Origin of the sequence: Coleofasciculus sp. G3-WIS-01 (assembly GCF_040223135.1) — a bacterium.
In the GTDB taxonomy this organism is placed as follows: domain Bacteria; phylum Cyanobacteriota; class Cyanobacteriia; order Cyanobacteriales; family Coleofasciculaceae; genus Coleofasciculus.
Window position 1 is genome coordinate 1 of sequence record NZ_JAVJZI010000163.1, and the last position, 19,341, is coordinate 19,341.

General features: G+C 45.7%; 15 protein-coding genes. 10 read left to right on the plus strand and 5 right to left on the minus strand.

The genetic code is table 11. The features are described from left to right. Positions 1–254: 254 nt before the first annotated feature. Positions 255–914 carry a TraX family protein gene (locus RIM23_RS15715; protein WP_446368142.1) on the minus strand — a complete coding sequence of 220 codons (660 nt, stop codon included), beginning with the start codon at positions 912–914 and terminating at the stop codon, positions 255–257. A gap of 105 nt (positions 915–1,019) precedes the next feature. On the opposite strand from RIM23_RS15715, the gene RIM23_RS15720 reads away from it, so the two are divergent. Then, complete coding sequence (locus tag RIM23_RS15720) at positions 1,020–1,163, plus strand: hypothetical protein (protein WP_446368143.1); 144 nt, start codon at positions 1,020–1,022, stop codon at positions 1,161–1,163. A gap of 39 nt (positions 1,164–1,202) precedes the next feature. Continuing rightward, positions 1,203–1,970, plus strand: a complete 768-nt coding sequence (locus RIM23_RS15725) for a ChaB family protein (RefSeq protein WP_446368144.1) — start codon at positions 1,203–1,205, stop codon at positions 1,968–1,970. Positions 1,971–2,268: 298 nt separating this feature from the next. Here RIM23_RS15725 and cobO read toward each other — a convergent pair whose 3' ends face one another. Next, positions 2,269–2,949, minus strand: coding sequence for a cob(I)yrinic acid a,c-diamide adenosyltransferase (gene cobO, locus RIM23_RS15730; protein ID WP_446357729.1), 681 nt, complete (start codon positions 2,947–2,949; stop codon positions 2,269–2,271). A gap of 139 nt (positions 2,950–3,088) precedes the next feature. On the opposite strand from cobO, the gene psaD reads away from it, so the two are divergent. The 4 genes from psaD (at position 3,089) to RIM23_RS15750 (ending at position 7,573) form a co-directional block, all read left to right on the plus strand. Then, positions 3,089–3,547 carry a photosystem I reaction center subunit II gene (gene psaD, locus RIM23_RS15735; protein ID WP_446338225.1) on the plus strand — a complete coding sequence of 153 codons (459 nt, stop codon included), beginning with the start codon at positions 3,089–3,091 and terminating at the stop codon, positions 3,545–3,547. 389 nt (positions 3,548–3,936) lie between these two features. Beyond that, positions 3,937–5,484: an anthranilate synthase component I gene (gene trpE / locus RIM23_RS15740; protein WP_446368145.1), complete on the plus strand. Its 1,548-nt coding sequence runs from the start codon at positions 3,937–3,939 to the stop codon at positions 5,482–5,484. A 582-nt stretch (positions 5,485–6,066) separates the two neighbouring features. Then, the gene (locus RIM23_RS15745) at positions 6,067–6,453 is read left to right on the plus strand and encodes a hypothetical protein (protein ID WP_446368146.1); all 387 of its coding nucleotides are present in this window, start codon (positions 6,067–6,069) and stop codon (positions 6,451–6,453) included. 247 nt (positions 6,454–6,700) lie between these two features. Next, positions 6,701–7,573, plus strand: a complete 873-nt coding sequence (locus tag RIM23_RS15750) for a fructosamine kinase family protein (protein ID WP_446368153.1) — start codon at positions 6,701–6,703, stop codon at positions 7,571–7,573. A 237-nt stretch (positions 7,574–7,810) separates the two neighbouring features. On the opposite strand, the gene RIM23_RS15755 is transcribed toward RIM23_RS15750, so the two are convergent. Together RIM23_RS15755 and RIM23_RS15760 are read right to left on the minus strand one after the other, a co-directional pair. Beyond that, a complete protein-coding gene (locus RIM23_RS15755) occupies positions 7,811–8,893 on the minus strand; it encodes a hypothetical protein (RefSeq protein ID WP_446368154.1) in 1,083 nt (360 codons plus the stop codon). A gap of 157 nt (positions 8,894–9,050) precedes the next feature. After that, positions 9,051–10,052, minus strand: coding sequence for a hypothetical protein (locus RIM23_RS15760; RefSeq protein ID WP_446368147.1), 1,002 nt, complete (start codon positions 10,050–10,052; stop codon positions 9,051–9,053). A 583-nt stretch (positions 10,053–10,635) separates the two neighbouring features. Between RIM23_RS15760 and RIM23_RS15765 the strand changes: the two genes are divergently transcribed. The 4 genes from RIM23_RS15765 to RIM23_RS15780 all read left to right on the plus strand — a co-directional run bounded on the left by RIM23_RS15765 (position 10,636) and on the right by RIM23_RS15780 (position 17,172). Further along, positions 10,636–11,883: an MFS transporter gene (locus RIM23_RS15765; protein ID WP_446368148.1), complete on the plus strand. Its 1,248-nt coding sequence runs from the start codon at positions 10,636–10,638 to the stop codon at positions 11,881–11,883. A 71-nt stretch (positions 11,884–11,954) separates the two neighbouring features. Then, entirely contained in the window at positions 11,955–13,019 is a 1,065-nt protein-coding gene (locus RIM23_RS15770; protein ID WP_446368149.1) for an LOG family protein, read from the plus strand. A gap of 311 nt (positions 13,020–13,330) precedes the next feature. Further along, on the plus strand, positions 13,331–16,537 hold the full coding sequence (locus RIM23_RS15775; protein ID WP_446368150.1) for a glycoside hydrolase family 9 protein: 3,207 nt from the start codon (positions 13,331–13,333) through the stop codon (positions 16,535–16,537). Positions 16,538–16,950: 413 nt separating this feature from the next. Continuing rightward, entirely contained in the window at positions 16,951–17,172 is a 222-nt protein-coding gene (locus RIM23_RS15780) for a DUF6464 family protein (RefSeq protein ID WP_446368151.1), read from the plus strand. Between the two features lie 282 nt (positions 17,173–17,454). Here RIM23_RS15780 and RIM23_RS15785 read toward each other — a convergent pair whose 3' ends face one another. Further along, positions 17,455–18,927 (minus strand): leucyl aminopeptidase, encoded by a 1,473-nt coding sequence (locus RIM23_RS15785; RefSeq protein ID WP_446368152.1) that lies wholly within the window; start codon positions 18,925–18,927, stop codon positions 17,455–17,457. Positions 18,928–19,341 lie beyond the last annotated feature (414 nt).

Here is a 19,341-nt window from a genome sequence, read left to right on the forward strand (position 1 = left end):
CTTAAATGGTTTATTCCCACGACAATCTTTTTTCATAAATACGTCTTGAACTATACAATTCTTCTCTACCTTGTCTACTTTCCTTCCTTGTCCTCCAAGTCTTGTCCCCACCCTCAAGTAAAAAACCTACACCTGTCAGCTGGGGGTGAGGGGTTGAGCTTAAGTTAACACGGATGGCAAGCGTATCGCCCCTACACGAGATTCAACTGTTACCTAATTTTTCCCAACAAAACCCATCCTGCATCTTAATTAATTCAAGACATCGTTAAATACCATTTAATCCCAGCGATTACACCAAGATGAACAGGATAAAACAAGTAAAACCATCGTGTTTTTATTCCTGGTTCCCCATTATGGAGGAGAATAAATAACGGTGCAATAACTCCAGCCAATTCGATAAAACCACCCCCAACGGCGACGTAAAGGATATGCAGTGATATATAAACCAACCACCCTTTTAAATTAAACTCCTCCGGCTTAAAGTTTGACATTAGATAGACGATTGGCAGCGTAAAGAATCCTGCCTCGAAACGAGCGGCTATGGCAATGGTGGTAAACAATAAAACAATAGCCGCCTTAAGCAGACCATTATTAACCTGTTTCGAGAGTCGAATCGTCGTCACGCCAGCCGCCAGCACGAACAAAATATTCAGGGGAGGAGTTGCTGAGAAAATTAAAGAATAAACATGAGAATAAATCGGTTGTGAAATAACTCCCAGAAGGATAAGTCTAAATACATAATTCCAAATATTTGAAGTATAGTTTTCGCCTTGTGCCGCTAGCCAAGCAAAGAGAGGGAAGCTCAAACGCCCAATAGCAACCATAATCGTTGCTTCCGGGAAAAATACCCGTCCGACATGATCGATAAGCATCAGCAGACAGGCGATTAATTTAATGTGAAATGAATTTAGCAATTTTAATACTATGTCTTGGTTATACCAAATCTGGGTTAACTACCCCCTGGATAATTCAGTCCGCGCAGGCAACTTAGTTTGTGTAGTTCCGCGATTAAAATCGCCGTGGCTTTCTCGATAGGAGTGGGTTTAGTAGAGTTATCGGTTTTTTCCCAAACGTTATCGGTGAAACCCGCCCCGGAGAGAATTTATGCCGTGATCCACCCTAAGAGCGATGAAGGATGCTGGTTGAATTACCTAACCTGGTAGCTTAGCAAAACTAATCAGAATATAAATAGGAGAGTTTACATGGCTGATAATTATAGAGCAGAACGCACGGTTTCGGCGGTATTTAAAGAACAAGATCAAGTCGATGCCGCCATCCGACGCCTGGTGAATCGCGGCGTTCCCTCAGATCATATCTCGGTGATGGGTAAAAATTTTCAATCTCAAACCCGAATTGCCGGATTTATTAGTAAGAAAGATGTTATTTTAGGCGGACTCAGAACCGGAGCAATTTTTGGTTCCTTATTTGGTGCGTTCTTAAGTTTGCTAACCGGTGTGGGTGTTTTATTGATTCCTTTTGTGGGTCCTGTGGTGTCAGCCGGTCCTTTGAGTGCCGTACTATTAGGGGCAGCTAGTGGTGCCCTCGCCGGTAGTGCTGGCGCGGGTTTAGTCTCGGTACTGGCTGCTTTAGGAATGCCAGAAGAAGAAGCGGCGGTTTACCAAACACGCCTACAAGCTGGTGAATTTCTGGTGATGGTAGAAGTTCCAGGGGGAAAATCGGGAGAATATCAACTCTTAATGCAAAGTGCAGGTGGGGAAGAAATCCATACCAGCGATATGACGCTACCTCGCCCCTGTCCCGGCAAATGTAACGATCCTAGCGATTTGTCTCCCGAAGTGCGATCGCATCTATCTGAAGACGCTCAGAAAACATTCATCGAGCGCTACAATAGCGTGTACGATGAGAATCAAGACCCGCTCCAGGCAGAACAAGCCGCTTGGCAGACCATTCATCAGCAGTATGAAGAGGATGAAAATGGTGTGTGGTCAAAGCAAAAGGTGACAGCTTAAATTGGTTTTGTAGTTTGTAGTAAAGGATGCGAGCCTTTCATTCTGTGAGAGAACAGGCGTCAACCTAACCGAAAACCTTGAGTAATGGTGCGTTACGCTTCACTAACGCACCCTACTGGTGTGACACAGCTAAAATTGTGGAATAGATTTGACGGTGAAATTGGGCGCACGCCGTGCGCCCCTACAATACTAATCCACCATTTTAGGTGTGCCACGCTACTAAAATTTGACTAAAATTGTGGACGCGGATGCACAAACGTGCGCCCCTACGTTTTTTTTCAGATGTAAGGCTAATCCATTAAAATTCAATTCCCGGTTGCGCCTTAACTCCTTGTTCCCGAAATGGATGCTTCACTAGCGTCATTTCTGTGACCAAATCTGCCTGTTCAATTAATGCTTTTGGTGCGCCTCTTCCGGTTAAAATAACGTGAGACATGGCGGGCTTTTCCCCTAACCCTGCCAATACCTGCTCAACGTTTAAATATCCTAGTTTCAACGCCACATTCACTTCATCCAACAGCACTAAGCGAAACTCTGGGTTGTGGATAAACTCCAGCGCTTTTTCCCATGCGGCTTGAGCTTTAGTGATATCTCGTTCCCGATCTTGAGTTTCCCAGGTAAACCCCTCACCCATGGCGTGAAACTCCAACTGAGGCGTCTCCCCATTGGCGGCTTTTGTCCAATGCTCAAACGCCGCCTTCTCCGCCGGTTCCCAGGCTCCCTTGATAAACTGGATAATTGCTACCCGATAGCCATGACCGAGCGATCGCAAAACCATTCCTAGTGCGGCTGTCGTCTTCCCCTTGCCATTCCCCGTGTTTACAATAATTAACCCTTTCTCGGTTGACGCTTGAGCCAGACGTTGTTCCTGAACCTGTTTGCGTCGCTGCATTTTTTCGCGGTACTGCTCTGAGGTTAAACCAGAGGCTTTCTCAGATTCCTCAAATTCGCTAGATTCCCCGTAGGAACTGGTTTTCATCACCAATCACTCAAGACATAAGACTAAGAATTCATTACTAACTGTAACAGTTCTTGACAAAGTGACAAAATAAACCGGAACAGAATGATAGCATTCCCTAAATGCCCTATTTTCTTATACACGATTGAGAGAGACAGTTATGGCAGAAGCAGAAAACATGCAAGAAACAGGACAGCCTACTCTATCTGGCAAACCGCCCATCTTCGGCGGTAGCACCGGCGGCTTGCTGACTAAAGCCCAAGTGGAAGAAAAATATGCGATCACTTGGACTAGCCCCAAAAAGCAAGTCTTTGAAATGCCCACGGGCGGTGCGGCGATCATGAATCAAGGGGAAAACCTGCTTTATCTATCTCGTAAAGAGCAATGTCTGGCTTTGGGTGCCCAATTGCGGACGCAATTTAAGCCCAAAATTGAAGACTATAAGATTTACCGACTTTATCCCAATGGTGAAATTCAGTATCTGCACCCCGCAGATGGAGTCTTCCCCGAAAAAGTCAACGAAGGGCGTCCTTACGTCGGTAAGATTGACCGCAAGATCGGTAACAACCCAGAACCTGTTACCCTCAAGTTCAGCGGAAAGGCGACTTACGAGGTCTAGTTTCAGTAATCCGTTATCAGGCGAGTAGAATACCCATTCAGCACAGCTTGTTAGGGGGTTACTGACGGGTGCTGCACTGGTTAATCGGTTGCAGGTCTGTTAATTTGTTTGAAGGTTGGTGGTTCATCTGGGTGAACTGTTCAACCTTCAACAAAATTCGCCAGGATTCCCCCTCTGAAAAGCGAGTGAGCGTACCCTTCCCGAAGGCTTCGCCAACAGCTCACAAAGCGCAGGTGGGAGAGGAGCCGTCAGGTGAAGTGTAGCAGGGTGGAGTCGTTGAATTTTGTAATTGGGGAATGTTCCAGACGTAGCCTGCTACGTCTGGAACATCTCATCTTCCTTATCTCCCTCATCTTCCCTACCATTCATAATTCATCCAGTTGAAGCCTATGATATTACCAGAGTTTTCTCAATTTTGCGCCCTGTCTCAACAGGGTAATTTTGTCCCCGTTTACCAAGAGTGGGTGGCAGATTTAGAGACTCCGGTGTCGGCTTGGTATAAAGTCTGTACGGGTCAACCCTATAGTTTTCTCCTGGAATCGGTGGAAGGGGGAGAAAATGTGGGACGCTATAGTTTGTTAGGGTGTGATCCGTTATGGGTGTTGGTCGCACGGGGCGATCGCACGACGCAGATGCACAGGAATGGCACGGTGACGGAGTTTGAAGGTAATCCCTTTGAGGCTTTAACGGATTGCCTTAGCCCCTATCATCCGGTTAAATTGCCCCAATTGCCACCGGGAATTGGTGGGTTGTTCGGGTTTTGGGGGTATGAGTTGATTCGCTGGATTGAACCTAGAGTTCCAGTTTATTCTCCATCTGATCAAGATTTGCCGGATGGATTGTGGATGCAGGTGGATAACTTGATAGTTTTTGATCAGGTGAAACGCAAAATTTGGGCGATCGCCTACGCGGATTTACGGGATGCTCAAGGGGACTTGGAATCCGCCTATCAGCAAGCCTGCGATCGCGTCCAGACATTGGTGGATAAGCTGCAACTCCCTTTATCGAGTCAGGATACGGTTTTGGAATGGACGCCACCAGGAACCACCAAGCAGCCGTTAAGCTATACCAGCAACACCCAAAAGGAACAGTTTTGTGCCAATGTGGACAAAGCCAAAGACTATATCCGCGCCGGTGATATCTTCCAAGTTGTCCTCTCCCAACGGCTTTCGGCAAACTATCAAGGTGATCCCTTTGCCTTATACCGTTCCCTGCGTCTGATTAATCCCTCGCCTTATATGGCGTATTTTAATTTTGGCGATTGGCAATTAATTGGGTCAAGTCCGGAAGTCATGGTTAAAGCTAGCCGATTACCCACGGGAAAACTACAAGCCACCCTGCGTCCCATCGCTGGTACCCGTCGCCGAGGTCAAACAATCCAGGAAGATGAAGCGTTGGCGCAAGAGTTACTGCAAGATCCCAAAGAAATTGCCGAACACGTTATGCTAGTGGATCTCGGTCGCAATGATTTAGGGCGCGTTTGTACTAGTGGGACGGTGAAAGTTGATGAAATAATGGTGATCGAACGCTATTCCCATGTTATGCACATTGTCAGTAATGTGGTGGGAGAACTTGCCGAAAATAAAACGGCTTGGGATTTATTCAAAGCCTGCTTTCCCGCCGGAACCGTGAGTGGTGCACCGAAAATTCGGGCGATGGAAATTATTCACGAATTAGAACCGGAACGGCGGAGTGCTTATTCTGGGGTCTATGGCTGGTATGACTTTGAAGGGCAGCTCAATAGCGCGATCGCGATTCGCACTATGGTGGTTCGTCCTCATACATCTAGCACACATACAGTATCTGTGCAAGCCGGTGCTGGTTTAGTCGCCGATTCTAACCCGGAAAAAGAATACGAAGAAACTTTAAATAAAGCCAGAGGATTATTAGAAGCCATTCGTTGCTTACAAACAACCGACAAACGTCAACAGTCTTAGGGTAGGGACTTCCTTTTGCCACTCACACAGGCTTGTCACTGATAATTTATCAAAATCACCGATTGTCAAAGACTAGGACAAGGCGGTAGAAATAACAACCTGCTGAAATCTTGTCTCCCTTGTCCCCTAAGAGTGGGTTAAAATTTTCTGCGCCCCTGCACTAGGGTGAGGTTACAAATGAGGCAAAATCGGCTTATACTGGTGGTAAAGTCTCGTTGATACGGTCTAGATAGTATAACTTAAGAGAGAACCTGTAATACAACTTGAGAGAGAAATTTCAGATTTATTTTTGAGTTATAACTATAGTAGTACAGTACAGTGTAAATTGAACACCCATGCAAAAAACTGTAAACTAGCCAGTGAAAAGATGTGTGTGACTTATGACTTCCAAGGTAGGTGCACTAAACTTAAGCGGGAAGTTAAAGTAGGGGTCTTGCCAATTGGATTAAAAACATTGCCTGATCAATTATGAGCTTTAAAAGTCTTATATCCGGTTGATTCCCAAATCATCTGTAATAAATAAATGTGTAATAAATAGCTGTACTATTCCTGTAGGTGAAAAAATACTTTGAGGTGAATGACATGCAAAATAAGCAAGCTGATAATTTTTATTTGAGCCAATCTTCAAGATCCCTGCAACAGCTCAATACAGAACAACCATCACAATATCCATTTCGGACAAACCCCGGAGAAGGCAACTCTTCAGCCTTTGAGGAAAACGGAGGTTTATTATTTATGCCCCTGAGCTTGATGGTAATGGCTTGGGTTGTCTTAATTTTATTACGCTCAAATTTATTAAAATCATTCAGAAATCGATTAACGCCCATCAAAGGTTTACATCAAGTCCCCTGCTTAAATTGCAAATATTTTAAAAATGATCCGTATCTGAAATGTGCTGTAAATCCCTGTGCAGTATTAACAGCAGAAGCTACAGATTGTTCTGACTATTGCCCAAAAGATAGCGAATAATTTTCTGTCGGAATCACTTAGATCGTCGGTTGGGTTAACCCCAGTTAGCGACTAAAATGAAGTAATCAGTTATAAAAAAGATTTTTGTAGCTTCTGTTACATTTTTTTGTAAATTCTAGTATTGCTTTTGATTCTACCGACTGATGTTTGAGAAAGCAGAAGGCTCCAGGAAAAACAGGGTCAACGCCGATCCTCCTTTCTGATAAACTGACCTTGGAAGTCTGCCGCCAACATGCCAATGTCAACGATGTGGACAGAGATAGCTGCCCAGATTAGCCACGTCACAGGCAAACCCTTTGAAGTCGTCAACCGCCGTCCGGTGAGTGGCGGCTGCATTAATCAGGGTTGTGCGCTAATCGGTGACAATGCTACATATTTTGTCAAGATTAACCAAGCCTCTCAAGTGAGTATGTTTGAAGCAGAGGCGTTGGGGTTAAAGCAAATGCTTCAAACCCATACCATTAGAGTCCCGCAACCGATCGCGTGCGGTGTCGCAGCAGATTCAGCATACATTGTCCTCGAGTGGCTGGAATTTGGCAGTGGGAATAACGAATCCTGGGTGGAAATGGGACGCCAGCTAGCGGCGATGCATCAGGCGACTCCTCCCCAAGGGAAACAAGGGCGGTTTGGTTGGAAGCAAAACAACACCATTGGTTCAACACCACAAATTAACGATTGGATGGACGATTGGGCAGAGTTTTTTGCCGAACATCGATTAGGATATCAATTCAAACTAGCACAGCGTCGCGGGGGACATTTTCCGGGGCAAGATAAATTATTGACGAAAGTTCCCCAATTGTTGGATCATCAGCCAAAACCTTCTCTGATTCACGGGGATTTATGGGGGGGGAATGCCGCTGTTACCAAGTCAGGGGAACCTGTAGTGTTAGATCCGGCGACTTATGTAGGCGATCGCGAAGCGGATATTGCCATGACAGAATTGTTTGGTGGCTTTCCTGCGGCGTTCTATCGGGGGTATAACCAAGTGTGGCAGTTAGATTCGGGGTATAAGCAGCGCAAAACCTTGTATAACTTGTACCATATTCTCAATCACTTTAATCTCTTTGGCGGTGGGTATGGATCACAAGCCAATCGGATGATTGAGCAAATTATCGGCTAAAGTTTGGGTAAGGTAGTTCACAAATTGACAATGGATAATGAACAATGGATAATGACCTCTCCTTAAAAGAAGAGGATTGAATTTAAGGAAAATATTTTTTAATTTATTCGTAAACGAAGAGGTCTTAGACCCAATTAATCAATTATCAATTATCAATTATTAATTATCCATTGATAAACGCCAGTAGAGACGTTGCTTACAACGTCTCTACAGCTCCCATAAGTGCCGCTGCACCTCTTATTTTGTCTTCGTTTGCCCTTTGGCTTGTTCTAAGGCAATTTCTTTGAGCGCTTGATAAGAATTGGAATTTGAGGTTCCTTCAATTGCCTTAACCGCTAAATCTTGAACCTGTTTCAGAGCCCCATCTAGTTGCTTGGAGAGGTTTTGAATGCGGACTTGCTGACTTTCAATCGTTTGTTGTAGTGATTGAATCCGTAGATCATAGAAGCGCTTTTGTCCATCGATTTCTAACTGTTGTAAATCTGCCTTAACTTTTACTTGATTATTCGCGATCGCCTTTCCTTGTTCTCTGGCTTTCTTCACCGCCGCTTCTTTTTCTTGGTCAAAGGCGTCTACCTTAGATTTTAACTCGTCAAACTTCTGCTCCTGTTGTGCGATCGCCTTTTCTCGCTCCTCCCACTGCTGCTGTTGCGCTTGATGGGTTTCTTCCAGTTCCTTGTACAGGACTTTCTGTTGCTGTTCGTAAGCGTCTTGATCTAAATTGCGGCGCAATTCTAAATCATACTTGTACTCTTGATCCTCCCGTTGATGACTTCTTTCATGATCTTCATTCCGTTCTTTAATTGCCTGTTGATGCTCATCCTGCTCTTTTTGCCAAGCTTGCCGCAAATCTTGAATTTCTTGCTCTAAAGCTTCTCGTTGTTGACTGAGTTCTGCTTCAAATGCTTTGGAGTTTTCCTCGTAAGTTTCAATTAAATCATCTAGGGTATCTTCTTCAATTTCGTCTAAATCATATAAGGCTTCAAGCTGTTGACGTTCTTCAGCAACCGCTTGTCGTAGTTCTTGTAAATTCGCGGCTTCCGAGGTGAGTTTTTCGGATAACTTACTAACAGCACTCCCAAATCCCAATTGCAGTTCAACCAAGCTATTTATTGTCGCCGTCATTTTATCAGAAGCGGCGGATAGCTTTTTGCTAATGATTCCAGAGGGCTGATCATTTGAGGACGCACTGTTATCTTTAACCTCCTTCTGAAGCTGTTTCAGTTTGCCTTCTAATTCTTTCCGCTCTTTCCATAATTCTTCATAAGATTCGAGAATTTCAGCTTTGGTATTTTTGCTATTGGGTTTGCTTGCCATAATTTTTACCTGGGGTATTCTGATTCCTGTTCGAGTGTCGCTGGGTGGAATTACAGTATGTTCAGAAGTCAAAAGTTAGATGATTTGCGCTTTCATAGCCTAACAAATGACCCATAACCAATGACTATTTACACCATTAAATTGAATGATGTTGACCTAATTAGCCTTTGGTTTTTTCGGCATTATTAGCATTAGCTGAACTATCAAACGCTCTCATCGCTAACGCCTGAGATTGCTTGAGGCTATCTTGTAACTGAGCATAGAGTTGATTAATTTCTTCAGTCTGTTTTTGAATGGTTTCTTCTAGAGATTGAACCTTGAATTCATAACTCTGCTTGGTGGATTCCCACTCTTTCTCCAGTAACTCCGCTTTGACTTTGGCGTCTTGGTGAACGTCTTTAATCGCCTCTTCCCTGGCTGTTTTTACAGACTCGTCTAAGTCTTTGGGGAAGTTATCTACTTTTTGCTGATACTCTTTAAATAGAGGCTGACGCTCTTGCAGAATCTTTTCCCGTTCTGACCATTGTTTTTCCTTTTCTTGATTGGCTTCGCGCAGTTCTCGTTCTTGATTTCGTTTTAAGGTTTCATACTCATCGGCTTCAATTTTGCGCTGACGTTCTAGTTGGTAGGTATAGTCAGATTCTTTCTGTTGTCGCTCTTTGGCTAAGGATTCATTTGCTTCCTGAACCTTCTGCTCAAATTCTGCCTGTTCTTTTTGCCATAATTTGTGTTTGTCAGCTTTATCTTTTTCGATCGCCTGACGCTGTTCTGTGGTCGTTTGTTCTAGTCGCTTCAGGTTTTCCTGGTGTTCTTGGGTCAGGATATGCAAGGCGTCAGCGACAACGCGAATTTGCTGCAAGTATTGTAATTGCTGAGTTTCTACCTCAATGGCTAATTTAAGTTCGTCACGTTTGGCGGATTCGGTCGTTAATTTTTCTGAGAGTTCGTTAATAATTGTGCCAAAGTCTAATTGTAAATCCGCTAGTCCTTTGACAATACTATCGACGGTGTAAGTTGAGGCGACTTCTAGCACCTGTTGGTTTTTCTGTTTTTCGGCTTCTTCTTCTTTGGTGGCAATTTTGGAGTCAATGGTTTTTCGTTGGCTCAGGATTTGCTCAAAGGCTTTAAAAATTTGGTCTTTACTGTCTTTGGTTGCAACCACAATTGTTCTCCTTATCCTGAATAACTTAAATCAATCGGCGATCGCATGTTCCCCAGTTTAGTCTCCAGGGACTGGGTGTGGATGTGATCGGCGCGTCTATGGCTGTTCACTCGCGATCAGTTTTAGTACATTTGTACTATAAAAACTATATCCAGATTCTGCTACGACTGTCAAGTCCAGCAAGCAGGGCTAAGACAGCGTAGATGAGAGGTATATCGAGAATTTGCCGAAATTTAACAGATAAGCGTTAATTTTGCTCTATCAATTCCCTGAGGTGTTACAGCAGACAAGCTGAAAGCCGGATTTTACCGTTACCCATTCAGACAAACCAATCCATCGGGCGAGGGAGGTGGTTTCGTCAAATGTTAAGAATGTTAAATAGAAAGAGATGACTCCGAAGAAAGACGGTTGCTCAAGGGGATTGGGTGAAGCTTATGAGCAGAGGCTTGTGGGTCTTTTGTCAAAAGATAGCTCCGCTTCGCTAACACCCCGACAAACGCCAGATGTGTTTCTGCCATCCAGATCGGATGCGGTTGCGTTCGTGGGAGGTTCTTAACAACGTTTCAATCAGGATACTCAAGGCATGAAAATCTTCATAACCATGGAAGCGCAACGACGCCGGAATCTACTCACTCTATTTGCTGCGGGTCTCCTGTTTTGGTCAAGTTTAGCTTCGATGCTACCCGCATTGCCCCCTTACATTGAAGATATGGGAGGAACAACACAGCAAGTCGGGATAGTGATGGGCAGCTTTGCCATCGGCTTATTGGTGTTTCGACAAAGTTTGGGACATTTGGCTGATCACCATAGCCGTAAACTGGTGTTGCTGATTGGTACGATTGTGGTGGCGATCGCACCCTTAGGTTATCTGTTCGCGGATTCTATTGCTTGGTTAATCGCAATCCGGGTCTTTCATGGGGTTAGTTTAGCGGCGTTTACGACGGGCTATATCGCTTTGGTAACTGATTTGTCACCCGTGGGTCAACGGGGAGAGTTAATTGGCTATATGAGTCTGGTAACGCCCTTGGGTATGGCATTAGGTCCAGCCTTGGGCGGATTGCTTGAGGCTCAAGCGGGTTACAATGCTTTTTTTCTATTTTCTGGGGGGCTGGGTTTATGCGGATTTGTTTGCGCCACTCAGGTGAAGGAACCTCAGCGAGTCCAGGGAGTACAACAGAAAACGGCTAAACTGACCTTCAAAGGATTTTGGCAGTTATTAGCGAGTCCCCGTCTGCGGATTCCCGCCGTGGTGTTGCTGTTGGCTGGGTTGGCGTTTGGTGGGGTAAGTACGTTTGCGGCGTTGTATATCCGAGCAACGAATGTCGATTTAAATGCGGGCTGGTTTTTCACGGCGACGGCGATAGGGAGTTTCGGGATGCGTTTAATCGCGGGTCGGGCGTCTGATCATTACGGGCGAGGTGTGTTTATTACGGGAAGTCTGATTTGTTATGGAGTGGCTTTAACCCTATTTTCTCAAGCGCAAACGCCACAAGCCTTTTTGTTGATTGGTCTGATTCAAGGGTCAGGGGCTGGTGTGTTATTACCGTTGATGATCGCCTTGATTTCCGATCGCTCCGGTGCCCATGAACGTGGGCGTGTGTTCTCGGCTTGTATTGCGGGGTTTGATTTAGGGATTGCGATCGCAGGACCGGTTGGCGGTACCATAGCTCAACCTCTGGGCTATCCCGGCATTTTTCTGTGCGCGGCGGGTTTGATTGTCTTAGCCCTGATTATTTTTACCACTCAATCGAGCAAAACCTTGTCTCATTCTCTCCGATTTGCTCTAGGGCGGGAGCGAGATATTTATGTTTATCGGGAGGTTGAGTCCTAAGTCCTAGTTGCATTCACTGACAAAGATAAGTTAAATCTCGATAAAATAGAAAGCCATTAGCAAATGTAGCAATGACTCCATCTCCTTCAGACTATGATCCGCAGTTACTTAAGAGCGATTTAGCGGCACTCATTGATCGACTGCCAAATTCGACTTATGAAAAATGGATTCAACGTGCCTTAGGTGTAGTCATTCGACTGACTGAGGAGGAAATTGAGCGCCTGGACTGGAAAATCCTTGCGGCGACGTTAGAGGATATGGAATCTGCTTTTCAAGTTTTCTATCCCTATCGTCACGTCCGCAAGGTCACAATTTTTGGTTCAGCACGGATTGACCCCCAGACACCTGAATATAAACTCGCAGCCGAGTTCGCCCGCTATTTAACCCAGCACGGTTTTATGGTCATGACAGGCGCTGGGGGTGGGATTATGGAGGCAGGGCATTTAGGCGCTGGCGCTAAAAATTCCTTTGGGTTAAATATTCAGCTTCCCTTTGAGGAAACGAATCCTTTTATTAAAGGAGATCCTAAACTCATTCGGTTTAAATATTTCTTTACTCGCAAACTATTCTTCCTTAAAGAAAGTGACGCGATCGCGCTTTTTCCCGGTGGCTTTGGTACGCAGGATGAAGCCTTTGAATGTTTAACCCTATGTCAGACAGGGCGATTGGAACCAGTACCCTTGGTCTTGATTGATCGTCCCGGCGGTACATACTGGAAGGATTGGGATGCCTATATTCGCAAGCATTTAATTCAACGAGGCTTAATCAGCCCGGAAGATACTAGCCTTTATACAGTTACCGATAATCTGGATGTGGCTTACGAGGCGATTCATCGGTTTTACCGTGTCTATCACTCCAGTCGTTATGTCCGCGATCGGTTCGTGATGCGTCTTAAATCGGAGTTGTCCGATGCTGATGTTGAACAGCTCAATGCTGAGTTTAGTGACATTGTAGTCAAGGGTCAAATTGAAAAAAGCAAGGCTTTACCCGCAGAACTCCCCGATGAAACGGCGGATCTGCCACGCTTAATTTTTTACTTTAACCGCAAAGATTCTGGGCGTCTCTATCAACTGATAGCTAGGATTAGTCAAATGGCGGCTGCATCCCCAGAAACGACTCATCCTGAGCTTAAATAAAGGGATTGGGGAAGGGGAGGGAGAATAATTCACCCAAATAAAATTATGTTTTTTTTCACTATAGAAATAATTTTATTTATTATTATTTTACATAATATATTTATCTCGTTTTTCTTCTATTAATCTTTAAATTAACTTCATTAAAACCTGATGACAATTCATATTTAGCTTGCCACAATAGTCATTAGTGGTACCTACCGATAACGCTACAAGAATACAAAAGCGATACTGATTGTAGCCGCAAATTAATGATCTAGGAACAAGAAACCGTCTTGTTTTAGATCAATGCGCTCAATAATAGGAGTTAAAGAATGACTTTTGCTGTTGATTTTGATGTTACCAATGACTGGGGAAGCGGCTTTACAGCGAATCTTTCAATTGCTAACAATAGCTCCAGCAATGTGAATGGCTGGACTTTGGAGTTTGAAGCTCCCTTTGAAATTACCAATATCTGGGATGCGGAAATTGTTAGCAAAGAAGGCAACCGTTATACAATCCGCAACCTCAGCTATAACGGCACTCTAGCGGCTGACGGTAGTCTTTCTATCGGTTTCAACGCTGCTGGTAACAGTGCTGAACCAACTGGCTACATTCTGAATGAAGAACCCATTGGCGCGTCTGCGTCAATACCCACTCTCTCTGTTAATGATGTAACCGTTACTGAAGGTGACACCGGTACTGTTTCGGCTGACTTTGTGGTCAACCTGTCCGAAGCGAGTGACCAACCTGTAACGGTTGAATACAGTACCGCCAATGGCACAGCGACGGCGGGTTCTGACTACACCGCCAAATCTGGCACAATCACGTTTGCGGCTGGAGAAACCGCTAAAACCATTCGTGTACCTGTAACTGGGGACACGACGGTAGAGAGCAATGAAACCTTCAGATTTAACCTCTCCAATGCCAGCAACGCGACGATTGCTGATGCTCAAGGGGTGGGTACAATTACCAATGATGACTCCAGCACTCCCCCAGCTAATACCTCCATCCGGATTCAAGCGGAAGACTATGCTAGTTTCTTTGATAAAAGCGCTGGCAATACAGGGGGAGCCTATCGTTCTGATAATGTTGATATCCAAGCCACTACAGATGTCGGTGGCGGCTACAATGTGGGCTGGATTCAGCAAGGGGAATGGCTAACCTACGATGTCAACGTTCCCACAGCCGGAACCTACGACATTGTTGCTCGTGTTGCCTCAGCGTCGTCAGGTACGCGCAGCTTAAAGGTTTCGGTTGAAGGTCAAAGCAAAACCCTAAGCTTTGGCGGAACAGGTGGCTGGCAATCTTGGCAGAATGTGACGGCTCAAGGTGTGAACCTCTCCGCAGGTAGCCAACAATTGCGCCTGGATATGCTTTCCGACTCGTTCAATGTTAACTACATTGAATTAGTTCCCAGAACCAGTTCACCCACGCAGCCAACTCTTTCAATTAATGATGTCAGCATCACCGAAGGCAATACTGGCACTAAAAATGCCACCTTTACCGTCAACCTCTCCGCCGCTAGCACTCAAACCGTCAGTGTGAATTACGCCACGGCGAATGACACAGCCATTGCTGGGTCTGACTATACCGCCAAATCCGGTACATTGAGTTTCACCCCTGGGCAAACCAGTAAGACGTTTACTGTACCGATTATCGGTGACACCCTGGATGAGGTGAATGAAACCTTTAAGGTGAACCTCTCCCAAGCCACCAACGCGACGATTGCGGATTCTCAAGGTGTCGGCACAATTGTCGATAATGATGATTCTGCCCCAGTACTGTCACAGTTATCTATCAATGATGTCAGCATCACCGAAGGCGATAGTGGCACGAAAAACGCCACCTTTACCGTCAACCTCTCCGCCGCGAGTGCTCAAACCGTCAGTGTGAATTACGCCACGGCGAATGACACAGCCATTGCTGGGTCTGACTATACCGCCAAATCCGGTACATTGAGTTTCACCCCTGGGCAAACCAGTAAGACGTTTACCGTACCCATCTTGGGTGATACAACGGTAGAGGGCAATGAAACCTTTAAAGTGAATCTCTCCCAAGCCACTAACGCCACGATTGGGGACGCTCAAGGGGTAGGCACTATTACCAACGATGATGTATCCCAACCCCCTCCTCAGCAAGGGGCTTTTAACTATGGAGAGGCGCTTCAGAAGTCCATCCTTTTCTACTACGCTCAACGCTCTGGCGACCTACCCGATACCAATCCTATCCCTTGGCGCGGCGATTCTGCCTTAAACGATGGCTCAGATGTGGGGCGTGACTTGACAGGCGGTTACTACGACGCGGGCGACCATGTTAAGTTCGGCTTACCGGGAGCTGCTTCAATAACAATGCTGGGTTGGGGCGCGATTGAATACCAGGATGCTTATCAGCAAAGTGGACAATTTGAAGAAATTCTAGACTCGATTAAGTGGGGTACCGATTACATCCTCAAAGCCCACGTCACCGATAGCCAAGGCACTAAAGAGTTTTTCGGACAAGTGGGAGACGGTAACATCGACCACGCTTTCTGGGGCGCTCCGGAAAACATGACCATGGAACGACCCGCCTATAAAATCGACCGCTCCAATCCTGGGTCTGATTTAGCAGGGGAAGCGGCGGCGTCTCTGGCGGCGGCTTCGATTGTCTTCCGAGATGTAGACAAAGCCTACGCGGATAAACTGCTCCAGAACGCGAAACAACTCTACGATTTTGCCGACCAATATCGCGGCACGTATACTGATGCGATTCCCGATGCCGGTCAATTCTACAATTCCTTCAGTGGTTTCCAAGACGAGCTAGTTTGGGGTGCGACTTGGCTGCACAAAGCAACTGAGGCGGCGGGTAGTACAGATAAGACATATCTCAACAAAGCCGAAAGTTTATACCAGGGAATTGGTCCGGGGTGGACGCAATCGTGGGATGACAAATCTTATGGTGCGGCTATCTTGTTGGCTCAAGAAACTGGGGACACTAAGTATAAGAGTGATGTGGAAGGCTGGTTAAACTCCTGGCTTCCCGGCGGTAGCACCCCAACCTATACCTCCGGTGGACTCGCATGGCTGAGTCAGTGGGGTTCCCTGCGCTACAGCGCCAATACCTCATTCTTGGCTGGCGTCTACGCGGATACGGTGAATGACCCCAACGGGAAATACTCTGATTTTGCTGAGGGGCAAATTGACTACATTCTCGGCGATAATCCCCGCGACTTTAGCTATATGGTTGGTTTTGGTGAGGACTATGCACTCAATCCTCACCACCGTGCCGCTTCTGGAGTGACTAATATTAGCGATTCTCGCGATAATCAGCACATTCTCTACGGGGCGCTTGTGGGGGGTCCTGCTTCAGCCAATGATTCTGATTATGTTGATGAGCGCACGGACTTCATTCGGAATGAAGTGGCGATGGACTATAATGCTGGCTTAACCGGGGCATTGGCTAGAATGTATGGAGAATTAGGCGGACAAGCACTCGATAGTATTTCGGGACTCAACCTCGATAAGTTGAATGCGTTGACCGTTGCGGATGTAGTCGCTTCCTAGAGAAGGGAAAGCCGGATAGCTGAGAAATTATCCTGCTGCCAATTTGGTTTGATTAGAAGCAATTAGTGGGGGTATTTTACTACAAAGGATGTTTCAAGTGTAGCAACCGCCATAGCGGTTAGGACACATCTTATGGTAGAGACGTTGCAGGCAACGTCTCTACAACTGTTCGGAAAGTCCTAATCGATGTGTCTACGGTTTTGTCCATTCTCCGATTGTTTGCTCAAAAGCCTTGTTTAAAATGGACTGAACTATTCCCTAGGGCAAGGTGCAAGATATAATGAATGCATAAGGTTTGCCTTTGTATATGTGCAATCGGGTAGATATTTTATGGCACAGTTGGGCGTTATTATACCATTGTCTACAGAAAATTAAGGAAATAAATCCCAAAACTGTATTGGGTTAAGTTAGCGATGACAACAATTGGATTTAAACGTCTGCGTCTGAAATCTCATGCTCAGATTAAACGCTTGATTGATTTTCACGAGCAACGAATGAGGCAATTATCAAAAACGGTCGATAAAAAATATACCTGTCGATATTATGCGAATTCAGCGTTTTTGCTTTGTGCTGTGAACCCTCTTGGTTCCTGCGAACGCTGTCGAGATTATGAACCGGATGTGACTTTTGATTAGAGACTCATCCGATAAAATTGTGGAATAGGTTGTAGGTTGGGTTGAGGAACGAAACCCAACAAAAGATAGGGACCAATGCCCTTACTACAAGCCAAATCTAATCTATCAAATTAGGTGTGCCACGCCACTACAAGATTGAAAAATTTCCTCACACACCTTAGTCAGGGCGCAAGCCTTGCGCCCCTACGAATCCATCAAACTCAATTGAATGTCACTGATTTAAACGTTTGTAGTCAGCGAGGCGATTGTTTATAGCACGCTTCGTGAAACTACGAATTTAGCTTATGCCAAAACCCAGTTGACCAGCGTGCGAACTGGAAAACCCGTAGCCCCGGCATTATTGCAACCGTCTTCTTTATCTGCCCACACCGGACCTGCAATATCTAAATGCGCCCAAGAGGTCTGTTTAACAAACTGCTTTAAAAATAGAGCCGCCGTGATTGAACCACCAGCACGAGGACCAGTATTTTTCATGTCAGCAATGGGTGATTTCATTCCCTCAAAATATTTCTCTTCCATCGGCATCTGCCAGAATTTTTCACCAGCTTTTTCTGATGCCGTTTTGAATTGAGTTGCGAGGGTGTCATCGGTTGTCCAAAGTCCACCAATATCATTGCCGAGAGCCACAACACAAGCCCCAGTGAGAGTGGCTAAATCCACGATCGCGTCCACCTCTAGCTTTTCGGCAAACACCAGAGCATCAGCCAGCGTCAGCCGCCCTTCGGCGTCGGTATTATTCACTTCAATGGTTTTGCCATTGGACGCCGTAAGGATATCACCCGGATGCAGTGCATGACCACTAATCATATTCTCCGTCGCCGCACTAATAAAGTGAACCTCGACATCCGGCTTTAATTCACCAATGGCTTTGGCTGCACCAAAGGTAGCACCCGCCCCTCCCATATCCATTTTCATGTTTTCAATACCGCTACCTGATACTTTCAGGTTCAAGCCACCGGAATCAAAGGTTAATCCCTTGCCCACAATCGCCACTTTTCGACGCGGTGTCCCTTCTGGTTTATAGGTGAGATGAATAAACTTGGGTGGCATTTCTGAGGCTTGCGCTACGCCCAAAAACGCGCCCATGCCCAACTTTTCGCATTCTTCTCGCTCTAATACTTCTAGCATCATGCCATAAGCGGAGGCAATATCCTGTGCCGTCTGTGCCAACGTCATTGGTGTTACAGAATTCGGAGGGGCGGCGACTAACTCTCGTGCTAAGATTACACCTTCACCAATCGCATTGGCTTGGTTAATTGCATCTTGGACATCACCGAGTCCAAGTAATTCAACCTGTTCTAATTTCGCACCCTTATCTTCAGGTTCCGACTTAAAGCGATTATCGACATGCAGTGCTAGAGTAATCCCTTCCGTTATTGCTTGAGCGCTGAGGGCGGCATCATTATTCGCCGCAGGTAGACTAATACCCAGGGTTTTGCTCTTTTGCTGCTTTGCCATCCGCGCGATCGCAGCCGAACTTCGGCGTAAACTATCTACCGTTAGGGCATCAGATTTTCCCAGCCCAACTAAAATAACTTTGCGAACTGAGCTACCGGCACCCACACGAGTTACAGCACTATTGCCAACGCTTCCCTTAAATTCGCTTTCCTCAATCAGTTCCTTAAGCGTACCTGAGAGTTTCTGATCAAGCTGGGCTAAATCGCCCGTTAACTCCACAGCATCTTCAAAGAATCCCAGTGCTAGGGCATCACCAGTCCAATCTACCCGTGGTGTATCCGTTGCTCGAATTTCCATTCCTGCGTTCTATCTCTTATCTTTTACCTCATCTTCAGTATTGCATTTTTGACATCCTCACCGCCCTGTAAGTGCGATGATTCCTCACCACGCCGTAGGGGTTTGGTAACCAAACCCCTACGGTCGCTGAATGGGGTTGACAGCTCTACGCACACTGCCTCCAAGAGGTCTTACATACGCTCCCTGTCCGTTTTAAGTCTCGGAATGCCCTCCCGCGACTACATGTATCGTTTAGGGTTAACTAACAGTCCGTAAATATCTAGACAATTACTGACATAACTGGACATTTTATGTGATATAATCAGGCAATGTCTAGTTTCCCCCCCCCAAGAAGCAGCTACTCGACTTTGTGTGATGGTCTTGCACTTTGCACCGATGCTCACTCAATGGTAAAATACAATCTTATAGTATCGC